The sequence below is a fragment of the Granulicatella seriolae genome, from assembly GCF_024543085.1.
Taxonomy (GTDB): domain Bacteria; phylum Bacillota; class Bacilli; order Lactobacillales; family Aerococcaceae; genus Granulicatella; species Granulicatella seriolae.
This window is the reverse complement of sequence record NZ_JANHNZ010000014.1, coordinates 21,019-36,103: the sequence shown is the minus strand read 5'-3', so window position 1 is coordinate 36,103 and position 15,085 is coordinate 21,019. Positions and strand designations below refer to the sequence as shown.

General features: G+C 39.9%; 17 protein-coding genes and 1 other annotated feature. Of the genes, 3 read left to right on the top strand and 14 right to left on the bottom strand.

What is annotated here, in order from left to right:
- Positions 1–189: 189 nt before the first annotated feature.
- The 5 genes from msrA to NPA36_RS09650 form a co-directional block, all read right to left on the bottom strand.
- Positions 190–717 carry a peptide-methionine (S)-S-oxide reductase MsrA gene (msrA, locus tag NPA36_RS09670; RefSeq protein ID WP_256945922.1) on the bottom strand — a complete coding sequence of 176 codons (528 nt, stop codon included), beginning with the start codon at positions 715–717 and terminating at the stop codon, positions 190–192.
- 39 nt (positions 718–756) lie between these two features.
- The gene (gene sdaAA / locus NPA36_RS09665; protein WP_256945921.1) at positions 757–1,668 is read right to left on the bottom strand and encodes an L-serine ammonia-lyase, iron-sulfur-dependent, subunit alpha; all 912 of its coding nucleotides are present in this window, start codon (positions 1,666–1,668) and stop codon (positions 757–759) included.
- A 36-nt stretch (positions 1,669–1,704) separates the two neighbouring features.
- A complete protein-coding gene (gene sdaAB / locus NPA36_RS09660) occupies positions 1,705–2,385 on the bottom strand; it encodes an L-serine ammonia-lyase, iron-sulfur-dependent subunit beta (RefSeq protein ID WP_256945920.1) in 681 nt (226 codons plus the stop codon).
- 888 nt (positions 2,386–3,273) lie between these two features.
- Positions 3,274–4,557, bottom strand: coding sequence for a serine--tRNA ligase (serS, locus tag NPA36_RS09655; protein ID WP_256945919.1), 1,284 nt, complete (start codon positions 4,555–4,557; stop codon positions 3,274–3,276).
- Between the two features lie 58 nt (positions 4,558–4,615).
- Positions 4,616–4,857: a binding site (T-box leader), on the bottom strand.
- Between the two features lie 51 nt (positions 4,858–4,908).
- Positions 4,909–6,234: a D-alanyl-D-alanine carboxypeptidase family protein gene (locus NPA36_RS09650; protein ID WP_256945918.1), complete on the bottom strand. Its 1,326-nt coding sequence runs from the start codon at positions 6,232–6,234 to the stop codon at positions 4,909–4,911.
- Between the two features lie 721 nt (positions 6,235–6,955).
- On the opposite strand from NPA36_RS09650, the gene NPA36_RS09645 reads away from it, so the two are divergent.
- The 3 genes from NPA36_RS09645 (at position 6,956) to NPA36_RS10305 (ending at position 8,012) form a co-directional block, all read left to right on the top strand.
- Complete coding sequence (locus NPA36_RS09645; RefSeq protein WP_256945917.1) at positions 6,956–7,162, top strand: helix-turn-helix transcriptional regulator; 207 nt, start codon at positions 6,956–6,958, stop codon at positions 7,160–7,162.
- On the top strand, positions 7,162–7,602 hold the full coding sequence (locus NPA36_RS09640; RefSeq protein WP_256945916.1) for a hypothetical protein: 441 nt from the start codon (positions 7,162–7,164) through the stop codon (positions 7,600–7,602). The genes NPA36_RS09645 and NPA36_RS09640 overlap by 1 nt, the downstream gene beginning before the upstream one ends.
- A gap of 308 nt (positions 7,603–7,910) precedes the next feature.
- Positions 7,911–8,012: a putative holin-like toxin gene (locus NPA36_RS10305; protein WP_407932815.1), complete on the top strand. Its 102-nt coding sequence runs from the start codon at positions 7,911–7,913 to the stop codon at positions 8,010–8,012.
- A 248-nt stretch (positions 8,013–8,260) separates the two neighbouring features.
- On the opposite strand, the gene abc-f is transcribed toward NPA36_RS10305, so the two are convergent.
- The 9 genes from abc-f to NPA36_RS09590 form a co-directional block, all read right to left on the bottom strand.
- Positions 8,261–9,724, bottom strand: coding sequence for a ribosomal protection-like ABC-F family protein (abc-f, locus tag NPA36_RS09630; protein ID WP_256945915.1), 1,464 nt, complete (start codon positions 9,722–9,724; stop codon positions 8,261–8,263).
- A 51-nt stretch (positions 9,725–9,775) separates the two neighbouring features.
- Positions 9,776–10,291: a hypothetical protein gene (locus NPA36_RS09625; RefSeq protein ID WP_256945914.1), complete on the bottom strand. Its 516-nt coding sequence runs from the start codon at positions 10,289–10,291 to the stop codon at positions 9,776–9,778.
- Entirely contained in the window at positions 10,288–10,806 is a 519-nt protein-coding gene (locus tag NPA36_RS09620) for a hypothetical protein (protein WP_256945913.1), read from the bottom strand. The genes NPA36_RS09625 and NPA36_RS09620 overlap by 4 nt, the downstream gene beginning before the upstream one ends.
- Positions 10,807–10,883: 77 nt before the next feature.
- On the bottom strand, positions 10,884–11,429 hold the full coding sequence (locus NPA36_RS09615) for a hypothetical protein (RefSeq protein WP_256945912.1): 546 nt from the start codon (positions 11,427–11,429) through the stop codon (positions 10,884–10,886).
- Positions 11,430–11,714 (bottom strand): YcxB family protein, encoded by a 285-nt coding sequence (locus NPA36_RS09610; RefSeq protein ID WP_256945911.1) that lies wholly within the window; start codon positions 11,712–11,714, stop codon positions 11,430–11,432.
- A gap of 887 nt (positions 11,715–12,601) precedes the next feature.
- Entirely contained in the window at positions 12,602–13,171 is a 570-nt protein-coding gene (locus tag NPA36_RS09605; protein ID WP_256945910.1) for a hypothetical protein, read from the bottom strand.
- Between the two features lie 7 nt (positions 13,172–13,178).
- A complete protein-coding gene (locus NPA36_RS09600; protein WP_256945909.1) occupies positions 13,179–13,727 on the bottom strand; it encodes a hypothetical protein in 549 nt (182 codons plus the stop codon).
- A gap of 160 nt (positions 13,728–13,887) precedes the next feature.
- Positions 13,888–14,433 carry a hypothetical protein gene (locus tag NPA36_RS09595; protein WP_256945908.1) on the bottom strand — a complete coding sequence of 182 codons (546 nt, stop codon included), beginning with the start codon at positions 14,431–14,433 and terminating at the stop codon, positions 13,888–13,890.
- Between the two features lie 6 nt (positions 14,434–14,439).
- Complete coding sequence (locus NPA36_RS09590) at positions 14,440–14,988, bottom strand: hypothetical protein (protein WP_256945907.1); 549 nt, start codon at positions 14,986–14,988, stop codon at positions 14,440–14,442.
- Positions 14,989–15,085 lie beyond the last annotated feature (97 nt).

Sequence of the window (15,085 nt, the reverse complement as noted above, 5' to 3'; positions counted from 1 at the left end):
GTTTAGTTTTCTTCATCTCTTTGATGAAGTTCCCTACACATTTGGTTTGTCTTCTTTGTTCAGTTTTCAAAGGTCAATGTCTTTCGTTGTCGTTTTGACAACTTCTATATATTATCATCGTCTCTAAAGTATGTCAACAAAAAAAGCAAAAGTTTTTAAAAAACTTTTGCTTTTTTTAAAGCCTTTTATTTACCAGCTGTTAGCGATGAATTGATCTCTTCCTGAGCCTCTTCTGTAGCGGTTGTAATGGGCTGGGTTTTTCTTATAGAAATCTTGGTGGTATTCTTCTGCAGGGTAGAAGGGTTTGGCTTCTTCAATAGTCGTCACGATATCTTTCTTGAATCGTCCGGAAGCTTGTAGGGCAGCTTTTGAAGCTTGGGCGATTTCTTTTTGTTGGGGACTATTATAGAAGATAACGGGTCTATAGGAATCCCCACGATCGGCAAATTGTCCCATAGCATCAGTTGGATCAGTTTGTTGCCAATAAATATTAACTAGTTTTTCGTAAGGGAAAACTTGCGGGTCAAAGGTTATCTGAACGGCTTCTGTGTGACCAGTTGTCCCGCTGCACACTTGCTCGTAAGTCGGGTTTACGGTAGTCCCACCGGTATAGCCGGACACAACAGAGACGATTCCTTCTTGGCTATCAAATGGTTTTACCATACACCAAAAACAGCCACCAGCAAATATAGCTGTATCATATTGTTGTTCTGTCATCTTAGTTCCTCATTTCATAGGATTGGTTTTATACTTCTATTATAAATCAGTTTCTTCGGTTGGCGTTAGGGATACGTCTTTGCCAAATATACGCATCTTGATATCCAAGCCGGTACGGGTTGCGGCGCTGCCTCCTAGTCCGGTTTCACGGAGTTCACGGGGCATGCGGCTGCCAATAGAACGCATGGCTTCGATGGTTTCGTCTGCTGGGATGATATTGGTGATGCCCGCTAGAGCCATGTCGGCGGCAATTAAGGCGTTGCCCGAACCAATGGCGTTGCGTTTGACGCAGGGAACTTCGACTAGTCCCGCCACCGGGTCACATACCAAACCCAGCAAATTGCCAAGTGCAATGGAAAACGCTTCGGACGATTGTTGTGCTGTCCCACCGGCCGCCTCGACTGCTGCGGCTGCTGCCATGGCGGAGGCGCTGCCCACTTCGGCTTGACAACCTCCCATAGCACCAGAAATCATGGCATTGTTGGCTACCACCATACCGAACAAGGCTGAGGTAAACAGAAAACGTATCTGTGCTTCGTGAGTCAAATTCATGGTTTCCGAAATCGAAAAGATGACGCCAGGAATCGTGCCGCTTGCCCCAGCCGTTGGAGTGGCGCAAACTAACCCCATAGCTGCATTGACTTCATTAGTCCCTAAAGCGTACTGAACACCAGCCAAAACTGCGTCACCTGACAATGATTTGCCGGATTGACGGTACTTGAGCATCTTGACAGCATCGCCGCCAGTTAAGCCTGTGGGTGAGAAGACACCTTGTCCTTGGGCGCTGCGTTCGACAGCATTCTTCATGGTCGCCAGGTTTTTCTCCATGCGTTGCCAGATTTCTTGCCGGCTCAGTTTGGTGACGTCCATCTCTTGCAGAATCATCAATTCCGATATGGCTAGCCCCGTGCGTTCGGCCTGAGCGACAACTTCTTGAATCGACATATACATCTATCGACAGCATCCTTTCTTCTATTACTATAGGTCTTATTTGAGAATATAAATGGTCTCCTCACGGCGCAAAGCTTCCAAGGCCTGCTGGAGCGGCTGGGTAATCAAGGACTTGAGCTCATAGACAAAGGCCCAAACACCAACCTTCTCCTGCTCCCGACGACTCATGAGCTCCATTTGATGGTCATACAGAAGTTGGTCAAGCTGCTCCTGCAAGTGCGCATCCTGCGAAATGGCGATCACAATCGGTAGCGGCCCCGTCAAAGAAATCTCAAAGCCTGCCACCTCGACATACTTGACCTCCACCGTACCACCACCAACGGATGTGCCAATAATCCGGACTTCCCGCTGGTAATCCTTGAGGGTCAAGTCAGCCGTATTGGCATGGAAGACCGGACTAGGAATATCCTGCTCGATAAATTCCACTGCAATCCCCATTTCTTCGGCAATATCTACCGCCTTGGGTACTCGCTCATCATCGGTCGCAAAGCCCAAAACCCCAGAAACAATGGCAAAATCCGTACCATGCCCCTTATGCGTTTCGGCAAAGGATTCATAATAAATACAGGTAACATCCAGAGGGTCACCACCAAATAATTGGCGTGCCAAAAGCCCAATTTGAATAGCGCCAGCCGTATGGGAACTGGACGGGCCGACCATAATGGGGCCGATAATATCAAAACAGCTCTTATAATTAATGGCTTTACGATGTGGCATGGCGTCCTCCTTGATGTGTGCTTTCTTTCGTTTCTTAATCCTATCAGTATCCCCCATAATTGTAAATAAAAAAGTTATAAATTTTCAGTGCTGTGAAAAGAGGGATTTATAGACTATAAAAAGAGCCAGCAGATAAAGGGCTGGGCAATAAGTCTTTAATAAAATAAAAGCATTCTAAATCATAAAATAGTTCCCCAGAACTCTATCCGAAACGGGAACGGTGGCACCGCCGTGAGCCTTGGTCTCACTGGCTTAGCTGTCTACGTGGGCTGTAATCGGCTAAAGCCGAAACATCCACTGTGCGTACAGCTATGCTTTGCACCATTATTTCTAACCCTTATCTGCTGGTTCTTTAGGTGCTGATATGGGTTTTGGATTTTTTACCTATTCCTAAAATCATTAATATTCCCGACAGACGACCTAGAAAAGCTTAATACGAAATGAATTATGAGAAAAATATTCTATTCTAACTTTTTCCGGTGATTAGAACACTCCTTGTCCCCGGAAACCACTTGAATCACGACTCTTTTCTCATAATATCAACTAAACTTACTGAACAAAAACCTCTAAACATTAAAAAGACTCAAAATCAAGTCTCACCTTAATTTTAAGTCTTTCTTGCTCAAACTATTATTAGTAGTACCTTCTTTTGTTCAACAAGAGGTGGTGGATAAAATGTCTATTTAGCCATTCAAACAAAAGAGTTGCCCGATAAGGGGTTAGAAATAACGGTGTAAAGCATAGCTGACGCACAGTGGATGTTTCGGCTTTAGCCGAATTACAGCCACGTAGACAGCTAAGCCGAAAGACCAAGGCTTTCGGCGGTGCCACCGTTACTATTTCTAACCCCTTATCGGGCAACTCTTTTGTGGTTCAGCCATACCCCGCCTAGTCTTTGCTAATTCTGGTCACGCCGTTCATATATGGAATGAGAGCTTTAGGAATGCTGACACTGCCATCTGCTTCTTGGAAGTTCTCCAGAATAGCCGCCACAGTACGTCCGACCGCCACACCAGAACCGTTTAGGGTATGCAGCAGCTCCACCTTACCAGTCTCCTCGTTGCGGTAACGAATCTTGGCACGGCGCGCTTGGAAATCAACACAGTTAGAACAAGAACTAATCTCTCTATAGGTATCTTGCGCCGGAATCCAAACTTCAATATCATAGGTCTTCGCAGAAGAAAAGCCCATATCACCAGTACACAAAACAATCGTACGGTAAGGCAGCTCAAGCCCACGTAAGATATCCTCCGCATCGTCAGTCATCTTTTCCAATTCGTCAAATGACGTTTCCGGAGCTGAAAACTTAACCATCTCCACCTTGTTGAATTGGTGCAGACGAATCAAGCCTCTAGTGTCACGACCAGCACTACCCGCTTCAGAACGGAAAGACGGGCTTAAAGCTGTGAAATAAATTGGCAAGTCGGCTTGGTCTAGAATTTCGTTAGCATAGTAATTGGTCAAAGGTACTTCGGCTGTTGGAATCAAGGTCAACTTGCGTTCGTCATCCAATTGGAAGACATCCTCCTTGAACTTAGGAAAATTCCCTGTACCAAACATAGCTTTTTCATTCACCAAATATGGTGGAATCACTTCTGTATAGCCATGTTTTTCTGTGTGCATATCCAGCATGTAGTTGTACAAAGCCCGCTCCAAGCGAGCACCCATCCCCTTATAATAGAGGAAACGACTACCAGACACCTTGGCTCCACGTTCAAAATCTAAAATACCTAAGTCTTCGGCAATCTCCCAGTGTGGTTTTGGTTGGAAGGTAAAGGCACGAGGCGTTCCATGACGGCGCACTTCAACATTGCCCTCTTCATCATCCCCAACCGGCACAGACGCATCGGCAATATTAGGCACACGGGTTGCGATATAGTCAATCTTTTCTGTAATCTCCGCAATCTCTTGGTCCAAGATCTTGATGTTCTCGCCCACTTGCTTCATGTCAGCAATAGCTGCACTAGCATCTTCTTTTTGGCGTTTTAATTGGGCTATCTGTTCAGATACCGTGTTGCGGTACTGCTTGTCTTGCTCCGTTTTCATGATCAATTGACGTCTCTTTTCGTCCAAATCACGCCACTCTTCAACCGTTTCACGCGCCACACCACGGTTTCCTAAGGCTTCAACCGTCGCCTCAAAGTTATCTCTCAAAATCTTTACATCTAACATATCATTTCCACCTTCCATTTGTTTTTGCCTACAAAAAAGCCAGTCCACCCCTCTTGTAAAAAGGGACGAACTAGCTTGGATTCATCTAAACTAATCGCGGTACCACCCGGCTTCAAAGCACCATTTGACAAGGGCTTTGCTCTTTGGTCTGGGGTAACGGTTGGCGCCGTATGACTTAATCAGCTTGTGTTTTCGTCATATGTCTTCTGCGTGGATTCGTCTAGCTTTGCCACTGACTCGCACCGGCCGTCAGCTCTCTTAGGTCTCTACTAGCCTACTATTCGCAGCTATTGTATCTTTAATTATAGTGATTTTCGCCCACTTGTCAACTCATGGCAAATGGTTTTGTGCCTAGCCAAAGATTCCACTGATGGCACCGATAATGCCTTTGAAAAAACTTTGGATAGAACGGAATAGTTTAACGAGGATGTTGGCTTCTTTAATCTCAAAGGAGGCTAGTGCGGGTACTTGGTTGCCTTCGCCAGCTTGTAGGAAGCCTAGGTTTTCTCCGGGAACATCAATATTAATGGTCCCAACTGGTTGGTCTGCTGCAATAGGAGCCTTCAGCTGGTTGTTGGCATTGAGAAGTTCTGGGTTTGGTGTAAAGGTCATGCTAATCTGGCTGACCGCTGTACCTTTAGGAACAACAGCTTGATAATCCTTACCATAATTCAGCGACAAATACTCATCAACCCCGTCAACAACCGGATAAGGAGTCACTCCTTTAACAGAATTGTTGGCAGTAACCAGTGGCAAGAGTTCATAAGCAGCAAAGACTTGATCAAGAATTTTGTCCGTTTCAGAAAATCGTGCCATGGACTGGGATGCCCCAATCAAGACCGAGATGACAGACATACCATTTTCGGTAGCGGTTGTGGTCACGGAAGCACCTGAATCATCAGTCGTCCCTGTTTTCAGACCAGTTACACCTTGGCGACCGAAGAGCAGTCCTGGTACCAAGAGATTGTAGTTGGTCATGAGGGTCTCGTCTATCGTACCCGGATGGAAGACCTTTTCTGCAATAGAAGAAACTTGCAGCGAATCAGGGTAATCCGTCACCAAATGTCTAGCTAGTATAGCTACCGAACGGGCTGACATGCTATTTTCAGCGTTATCTGGCAGATTGGTTTTTTTATTGCTCAAGCCGTACTGGTTGGGCAAGCCTGACGCATTGATAAAGCTAGCATCGGTAATGCCCCACGAAGTTAGCTTAGCCTGTATACGTTCCACCCACTGGTCTTCCGTGCCTGCTAGGTGCTCTGCCAAGGCGATGGTAGCGCCATTTGCCGAGAAGATGGACATGGCTTCGTATAGTTCTTTAACGGTGTAGGTTTCGTTGGTTCTTAGTGGTACGTTGGATAGTTCGTAGTTGGCACTGGTGTCCATAACTCTTTGGCTGATGGTGACTGGTGCGTCCCAGCTGGTTTCGCCGTTCGCTACGGCTTCATTAACTAGGTATTGAGTCGCCATCTTGCTCATTGATGCTATCTTTAGAACTTCATCTGGATTTTTTTGGAAGAGAATCTGTCCGCTCGATTGTTCGATGACTAGAACAGCTTTTGCGTCAACGTCTTGGGCTTCTAGTGCTTGTATGCTTGTGTTGTTGGTTGTGCTTATGGTTAAAAAGGCTGCCATAGCAAGTATTCCACCTTTTATGGTTCGTTTTAGTGTATTCATGGTTAGTCCCCTAATGTGTTTTATTTCTGTTCCTTATCCTATCGAAAATACCACAAAAAAACAAGAGACAGAAGGCAATTAATAGAAGTTTAACAAAGCTGTTGCCGAAACGACATTTTGGAAATGGTGCTGTGGATTAGAACGCCCCACCAGAGAAGGGAACTGAAGTCAATGCGGTGGCACCGCCGTGAGCCTTGGTCTCTCGGCTTAGCTGTCTACGTATCTGTAAAAGGCTGGGCAAAAAGTCTGTAATAAAATGAAAAAGTTTCTAAATCATAAAAGAGTTCCCCAGAAATCTATCCGAAACGGGAACGGTGGCACCGCCGTGAGCCAAGGTCTCACTGGCTTAGCTGTCTACGTGGCTGTAATCGGCTGAAGCCGAAACATCCACTGTGCGTCAGCTATGCTTTACACCGTTCTGTACGGATAGATTTCTGGGAAACTCTTTTATTTGGTTACCATTTGGACTTTTTTCCAGCCCCAAACAGCTACTGTGCTTCAGCTATGCTCTACACCGTGACTTCAATTCCCTTCTCTGGTGGGGCTTGTTGTGGGTATGGGGGTGAGTTTTTTACTTTATATAGTAATAAAAATAGTCTGGATTGTGTTAAGAAATTCAGAAAATAAAAATTCTAATTTTTTTTGCAAAGTTTACTTGACACTTTATGCAAAGTCAACTATACTATAAATGTAAAGCGAACTATGCATATGGAGGTGCGATTTGAAAACTAGAATAGCTGAACTACGAAAAAAGAACAAGATTTCTCAAGAGGAACTGGCTCTGGCAGTGGGCGTCACTAGGCAGACCATCACATCTATCGAGACGGAAAAGTACACTTCATCATTGGTACTGGCTTATAAAATTGCGACATATTTTGGGCTGACCATAGAAGATGTATTTGATTTTTCAGAAAGCGGGGAAGAATAATGGAAAAATATAGAGAAACGTTGTCAAAAAGATTAAAGGCGGTTATTGCTCTAACGATTGTTTGGTTGGCAGTTATTATTGGAGGCTTTGTCATTCGAAAGAATGTTGGCATATCTGAGGGCTTTTCAGGCGGCTTTACTACAGGAGTTTTTGTTGCCCTATTCGCCCTTACTTTTGCTCTCATTGTTCAATATAGCCGAGCTTTAAAAAATGAGTCAAAACTTAGTCAGCTTTACATTAAAGAACACGACGAACGTAAGATTTTTATAGGCAATCAAGTTAACACCATGACTACGACTTTGGTAATGGCCGGTGTCTTAACCGCCATGCTCGTGTCAGTTTATTTCAATATGACGGTATTTTACACACTGATGGTAGTATCCCTATCTATTTCTCTCCTAAGAGTTGCTCTTTGGGCTTATTACAATAGAAAGTATTAAGTTGCCAAATGGTGCTTTGGACTAGAAAGCCCACCAGAGAAGGGAGCTGATGCCAATGCGGTGTCACCGCCGTGACTTCAGTTCCCTTCTCTGGTGGGGCTTGTTGTGGGTATAGGGGTGAGGTCTCGCTACTTAAAATTAGATAATTATTTTTTTGCGAATGAAAAATACGCCGAAAAACATACTCTATTTATGTTTTCGGCGTATTTTAATGTTATAATAGTAGTGTAGAAAGTTTATGGCGGTAGCTACTCTAGGGGGTGGTGCCTATGGGTATCTTCCTACTTCTTCGAAAGGAGTAGCAATTTTTGTCTGTTGCGGAAGCGTTAGGGCTAATGATTAACTTTGGATTGTTAATCATTGCGTTACTTGCCCTAGTAGTAACGTTCATCGAAAACAACAAAAAATAAACCCGTCATAATCTTTAGCAGGATTGACGGGTTTATTTAACCAACAAACTAATGCTACCGTCTTAAACGGTCTACCGGAGGGCGTATTCTAGTACGTCCTCTTTGGCTTTTATTATAGCATGTTTTTTAGAAAAATTGAAGTATGACTACCCTAAGACTAAGTTAATGGATAAAAAGTGACTTGCCTATCAACTAGACAAGTCACTTTTTATTAGGTTGCTTCATTAACCAGCTCCCCATCAAACATCCTAATGTCTTAGTCGCTTATCTCTAATTTCATAAATGGAGGTAGCCGTATGTTTAACAAACTCTTCGTCGTGTGATGTAAAGATTACCATTCCGGGGTACTCAACAATGACGTTCTCAAGTGCTTTTATGGTATTGAGGTCTAGAAAATTAGTTGGTTCATCCAATATCACGATGTTGGATGGGACTAAAAATGTTTTGGCTAAGGCAACTTTGGTTCGTTCTCCGCCACTAAGGTCCTTCATGTTTGTTCTTAAAGAAGCCCCTTCAAGACCTAACTTAGTTAATACAGTAATGATAAAATCCTTGGAGTAATCAGACATATCTGAGATGTATTGCACCGGATTCGCATCAATTAGTTCGGTATATTCTAATTGCCTATAGAGAGATATTTGAGCTTTACTGGAAACAAATACCCCCTCTTCTTCAGAAAGAATGTAGTTGATCAAGGAGGTCTTGCCTGAACCATTGGGACCTAGAATAGCGACTTTTTCAGCTCGTCCAAATTGTAAGCTACTCTTATCTACCAGAACAAGACCATTATTGGTAACAATGTGAATGTCGCTAGCTATTATTGGAATCTTGTTATTTAATGCTACAAAGTTTTCAAGAGGAAAAACAAGAGGTGGCTTCTTTTCTATTAAACGAACCTCTTCAAGACTTGATATCTTGTTTTCGATATTTTTGGCGGCTCTTTCGATTCCTTTCTGAGCGGTTTTCTTGTCCTTTGTGGCGGATAATCGTCCGGGACTAATTCGTTTATTTTTTTGAGATTTACTAATGGTGCTCATTCGCTTGGCTTCTTCTAACTTGTTGTTTTTCGCCATTTCAAGCTGTTTTTTGGTTTGTAGGTATTTGTCATAATCGTTTTTATTGGTTATCTGCTCAATAGTTCTTTGCGCCATAAACTCATCATAGTTTCCTATATACTCGGATATTTCTCCGTTCTCAATCAACCAAATTTTGTTGACTAGTCGATTCAATATGTCTCTATTGTGGCTAACCATAAGGATAGTATTGGGATACGACAACAATCTTTCAGTAATAAACTTGATACCTTCTTGATCCAAATGATTGGTCGGCTCATCCAATAGTAACGGCTCTTGATTTCCAGAAATAAAATAACTTAAGCGATATTTTTGTTTCTCACCACCACTTAATGCCTGCACATCTACAAGGGGAACTTTCAGATAAGAAAGTAGTTCATAGTCTAGTTCGTTCTGGGCATCATCATTAGCTTCATCAATTTGTTTAAAATGCTTAAACTGGGTCTTTGTCTTTATCCTTCCTGAGCTAGGAGCTATTTCACCCGTAATTAATTTTAATAGAGAGGATTTGCCACTACCGTTATCTCCTATAATCCCTATTCTATCTCCATGAGAGACTGTTAGTTTTTTTATGTGGAACAGGTCTTTGTCATTAAAAGATAGGGTAAGGTTCTGTAGGCTAAGTATTTCTTCTCCCATGAAAATTCCTCCTTTTTGCCTGTGAACTGTGGGTTTCTTTGCCAACTTAGACTAAAAACCGTGAGTAACAATCCCAAACTCATTCGATTGCTGGCGAAGAAAGGTTAACACCTCTTCCTTCTGTGCCTCAGACTCGAAAAGACTTGGAAAAATCGAGAAATCGCTAGCTTCCTTTAATTTGAAGGTAATAAATGGTCCCACGTTACTAATCGCTTGGATTCCAGACCAGTCAATCATGCTATTTTTTTCTACCCCATTCCACGACATCTTTTGCAAAATTCCAGCTTCTGAAAGCCGATATTCTAGCAGACTAGCAAATACCCTATGCTGAGAATTTCCCATTAGTGAATTCCAACTCATTTGTAGAATTACCAATAAAAGAAGCACTACAAATAAGCTTATTGCATGGTGCCAGCCAAAACGAGGGAGCAAATAAGACACACACAGAACGATGAGTAGAATGTATAAGAGATAACCTAGTAAAACTTTTGGCTGTAAAAGTACCCTAGGTGTATTCTTGAGAGCGTCTACTCTGCTAATTTTGCCCTTTAAAATAATCTCTTTCATTGGTTTTTCACCTCACTTGACGCTTGAATTTGATGTATGGTTTCTAAAAGATTGCCCTCAGAGAAATACCTGAGCGGGATAAAAAAATGAAGCTTTGATGCTGGTTTCGTATAGATATGCAGATAGCCTTTTTTGAGCTGAATATCCTCCACTACATTCCAATCAATGCGATACTCTTCTCTTTGTAATGGGGATTTTGATGATATTGTTATTCCAGATAAATCTATCAAAACCGTTTCCTGTCGCCCTAAATTTAATTTTTTACCTTTAAATTGTTTAATCATTTCAGCTAAAACAAGCAGAATAATTAATATCGACGCCACTATACTAATAATCTGCCAACTATCAAAATATCCATAGAATGCTATATCAAAATAATGGTTAAGAAATATCATGGCTAAACATGTGAAAATGATTATTGATCCTAATGGCGTTAGTAAAATATATTTATAAGAATATTTAAGGCTTACCCAAATATCTTTTTTCGTAATCTGTCCACTACCTGTAATTTCCATGTTGCCCTCCTTGGATTGCTTTGTTTACAGAGTTGGCAAGCAATTCTGTTCAACAACTGCTCCATTATTTTTGCGCCCTAAAAACCCTTCACAGCAATACCATGCTCTTCCGCTTTCTGTCTAATAACCGTTAGCACTTCTTCCTTTTGTGTTTCGGAGTCAGCAAGCCCTAAATAAATAGTCATCACTCTTCCACTTTTCAAATGTACAACTATTAAAGGTCCTGTATCACTAATCTTTTTGATACCTGACCAGTTAGCGGTAATATTTTTTTCTCCACCATCCCAAAAAGTAGCCACTGAAATTTCTGTTTCTGACAAGGAGACTTCTATCTGACTACCAAATGCCTTAGCTTGAGAATTCTTCATAAGGAATATTGAAGTGTCCTTTATAATTTGTATCAAAAAAATAATAAGGATCATAAAGAGTATATGATGCCACCTAATTATAGATAGTTCAGGGTAGTATCTGCTTAATGTAGAAAACAGAAATACAGCTAAAAATGCTACCATGACATCCGTTACCAGTAAAACGAGTAGGTGTCCTGATTTAAAAAAATATACAGGTGTATCCTTCAAAACTTCCATTTTTGTAATTGTTCCCTTTAAACGAACATCTTCCATTTATTCCTCACCCTCCTGATCTTGAATCTGATTTATTTTTCTCAACAAATCATCGTCAGAAAAATATCTGCTAGGAATAGATAGATTCAGGTCTGATTTTGATGTCGTATAAATGTACAAATACTGCTTTTTGAGGTCAATTTCTTCCACTGAGTCCCAAGCAATTCTATAGTCTACTTTATCCGATGGCTTCTCCGAAAAGATGGTTATACCAAAAGAGTTAATCAGAACCTCTTCATGTGCTCCTATATTTGATTTTTTATTATCAAATTGAGAACGTTTCACGATAGAAAAGCATATCGTAATAAATAACAATTCCAGTAGAATAAGGAGATAAATAAAAAGGCCCACCGCAGTTGGCATATCTTCTTCAACTAATTGGACAATAGGCGCTCCAATAGAGGTTGTGCCATAAAAATATATTAAAATTAAAAAAAGTGAAAATAAGAACAACCATGACAGCTGAAAAGCAACTTTTAAATTATGTTTATAGTTGCTCCCAATAGTTCTCTGGATATCTTTTTTCCCGACTTTTGCACTTGAATGAAAGAAAACACCACCAAACCCCTTGTTACTAAAGGGGTTTAGTGGTGTTTTTATTTTTTTAAGAGTATATATACAGTTTTTTCAAGTTTTTAATGTCATCAATGAGGAATTCATTTCATTTTCAATATTTTTACATAGTCTTCAGTCAAAATTACTCTGTTTTCTCAAATGAAATAATAATTTTATGCATCTAAATTTGATAAATACTTATATCTTATAGGATAAATTTATCAAAAATCATATGATAAATTAGCTTTTTTATCAAAAAATAGTAAATTTATATACAAAACTTCTATTTAACCATTATAGCAAAACTACTGTATATATACAAGTGTTAATTGATTATATTTTGTGTAACCCTTGTGGCTGTAGGTGTTTGTCGACTTATTTTTTCCTGTAAGTGCAAAAGTCGGGAATAGTTCTCTGGATATCTTTTTTACTGACTTCACCACTGCCGATAATTTCCATGTTGTCCTCCTTGGTATGATTGGTTTAAAAAAACTGCCAAGTTGTATAACTCAGCAGTAAGCGATTCCTTATAGTTATTTTAAATTAGTTTGTATCGGATTTCAAGTTTGGTTGGAGAGGGTCTTTGGTAGTGATTTTGTACTTACTTTATCAGTAGTTTAAAACCCCTTCGTAGCAATACCATTCTCTTCTGCTTTCTGTCTAATAAAAGTTAGCAGCTTTTCTTTTTGTGATTGGGAGTTAGCCAGACTTAGGTAAATACTCAATCCTCTTCCACTTTTTAAGTGTAACGTTATAAAAGGTCCCATATTGTAAAGCTTTTTAACGCCTGACCAGCTGGTTGTGAACAATCTTTCTCCATCATTCCAAGAACCTCCCACCGAAATCCCCGTTTCTGTCAACCTGACTTCTATCTGACTATCAAAGACCTTTGCTTGAGAGTTTCTCATAAGAGACATTAAAAATTCCATTATAATTTGTACCAAAAAGAATCCAAGGGTTAGAAAAAGAATATGATACCATTCGAACCTAGGTATATGATAACGCTCGAACCTAGGTAACGGAAAATCTTTTTCATATATTTTAGTAAGCATAACAGCAAGCAAAACTGCTCCACATGCAGCTACTATAAGAAAATAAAGTAAGCGTCCTGATTTAACAAGATATGCAGGTATCCCCTTTACAACGTCTGCTCTCGTAATAGCTCCCTTTAACCGAATATCTTCCATCTGTCTCTCACCTCTCTTGCTTTTGAATCTGATATATTTTTTCCATCAAATTATCCTCAGAAAAATACCTACTAGGGATACATAGATTTAAGTCTGATTTTGATGTCAAATAGATATATAAATACTGTCTTTTGAGCTCAATATCTTCCACTGACCTCCATCCAATCCGGTACTCTGCTCTATCCTGTAGTTTTTCTGAAAAGATTGTTATACCAGATGAGTTAATCAGCACCGTTTCTTTTGTTCCTATGCTGACTTTTCTATCCTTGAATTGAATCTGATTCATGGCTAAAGAAACAGCCAAGACAAATATACATTCCGCTAGTAGAATAAGAACAAATAGAACGAATATAAGCCTCGCCCAATTGTTCTCATAGTGTTGTATAATATATTCCCCAAGAAATGTTGTATCAACATAATATTTTGTAGCGAGAATAATTAAAAATAAAAATGCAAGTGATATCTGGAAAGAAATATTTAAGTTATTCTTATAGTTGCTCTTAACGCTTGTCCAGATATCTTCTTTACTGACTTCACCACTACCTGTAACTTCCATGGTTTCCTCCTTGACTCGTGTTGTAAAAAAACTGCTAAGTCTTACAACTTAGCAGTCAGAATTTCTTTATAGTTATTTTAAAATAGTTTTCTTTGGATTTCAAGTATAGTTGGCTTGTGAACCGCATTGATAATAAGTTAGTGTCTACTTCATTAGTCGTTTAAAAGCCCTTCATAGCAATACCATTCTCTTCTGCTTTCTGTCTAATAAAAGTCATCACCTTTTCTCTTTGTGATTCGGAGTCAGCAAGCTCTAAATAAATAGTCATCATTCTTCCAGTTTTTAATTGCGCAACTATGAAAGAGTCTCTCTGACTAATCTTTTGGATATCTGCCCAACTAGTTGTGAAACTTTTTTCTCCATCATCCCAAGAAGTATTCAATGAAATCCCCGTTTCTGATAACCGGATATCTATCTGGCTATCAAACAGCATAGCTTGAGAATTCTTCATAAGAAGCATTAAAATGATGATTATGATTTGTAACAAAAAGAATATAAAGCTTATAAAAAGAATATGATACCACTCAAACGTAGGTAATTCAGGATAGTATCTAATGACTATAGAAATTAGATAAAAAACCAAAAAAGCTATCATGACATCTATTACAAATAAAATGAATAACCGTCCTGATTTCAAAAGATATACAAGTACATTCTTTAAAACATCCATTCTCGTAATTGTTCCCTTTAAGCGAATACCTTTCATTTGTTTTTACCTCTCCTGACCTTGAATCTGAAGTATTTTTCTTACCAAATCATCCTCAGAAAAATATCTGCTAGGGATACATAGATTTTGGACTGATTTTGATGTCGTATAGATGTACAAATACTGCTTTTTAAGCTCAACTTCTGCTACTGAATTCCAGCCAATCCTGTATATCTCTCTACCTGATAGCTTTTCCGAAAAGATATTTATACCAGAAGCGTTAATCAAAACATTTTCCTGCGCTCCTATATTTGGTTTTCTCCCATCGAATTGGGAACGTTTGACTGTAGAAAAACAAAGAAAAACGCAAAACAATTCCAATAATAGAATGAGATAAGCATAGGCGAACACAGCAGTAAGCCCATTCTCCATAATCAGTTGGACAGTATGGGCCCCAAGATAAGTTGTATCAAAATAATATTTTACAATTAAAAAAATTAAACATAAGTATATCAAGGACATCTGAAAAGCAAGTTTTAAATTATACTTGTAGTTGCTCTGAACGATTTTCTGTATATCTTTTTTACTCACTTCACCACTGCCTATAATGTCCATGTTGTCCCCCTTGATGTAATTGGTTTAAAAAAACTGCCAAGTTGTATACCTTAGCAGTTAGAAGTTCTTTATATTTATTTTAGAATATTTTACTTAG

Bases quoted from the DNA above. Each gene is read 5' to 3' on its own strand.
- msrA (WP_256945922.1), bottom strand. From the start codon at position 717: ATGACAGAACAACAATATGATACAGCTATATTTGCTGGTGGCTGTTTT.
- sdaAA (WP_256945921.1), bottom strand. From the start codon at position 1,668: ATGTATATGTCGATTCAAGAAGTTGTCGCTCAGGCCGAACGCACGGGG.
- sdaAB (WP_256945920.1), bottom strand. From the start codon at position 2,385: ATGCCACATCGTAAAGCCATTAATTATAAGAGCTGTTTTGATATTATC.
- serS (WP_256945919.1), bottom strand. From the start codon at position 4,557: ATGTTAGATGTAAAGATTTTGAGAGATAACTTTGAGGCGACGGTTGAA.
- NPA36_RS09650 (WP_256945918.1), bottom strand. From the start codon at position 6,234: ATGAATACACTAAAACGAACCATAAAAGGTGGAATACTTGCTATGGCA.
- NPA36_RS09640 (WP_256945916.1), top strand. From the start codon at position 7,162: ATGGAAAAATATAGAGAAACGTTGTCAAAAAGATTAAAGGCGGTTATT.
- abc-f (WP_256945915.1), bottom strand. From the start codon at position 9,724: ATGGGAGAAGAAATACTTAGCCTACAGAACCTTACCCTATCTTTTAAT.
- NPA36_RS09625 (WP_256945914.1), bottom strand. From the start codon at position 10,291: ATGAAAGAGATTATTTTAAAGGGCAAAATTAGCAGAGTAGACGCTCTC.
- NPA36_RS09620 (WP_256945913.1), bottom strand. From the start codon at position 10,806: ATGGAAATTACAGGTAGTGGACAGATTACGAAAAAAGATATTTGGGTA.
- NPA36_RS09615 (WP_256945912.1), bottom strand. From the start codon at position 11,429: ATGGAAGATGTTCGTTTAAAGGGAACAATTACAAAAATGGAAGTTTTG.
- NPA36_RS09605 (WP_256945910.1), bottom strand. From the start codon at position 13,171: ATGGAAGATATTCGGTTAAAGGGAGCTATTACGAGAGCAGACGTTGTA.
- NPA36_RS09600 (WP_256945909.1), bottom strand. From the start codon at position 13,727: ATGGAAGTTACAGGTAGTGGTGAAGTCAGTAAAGAAGATATCTGGACA.
- NPA36_RS09595 (WP_256945908.1), bottom strand. From the start codon at position 14,433: ATGAAAGGTATTCGCTTAAAGGGAACAATTACGAGAATGGATGTTTTA.
- NPA36_RS09590 (WP_256945907.1), bottom strand. From the start codon at position 14,988: ATGGACATTATAGGCAGTGGTGAAGTGAGTAAAAAAGATATACAGAAA.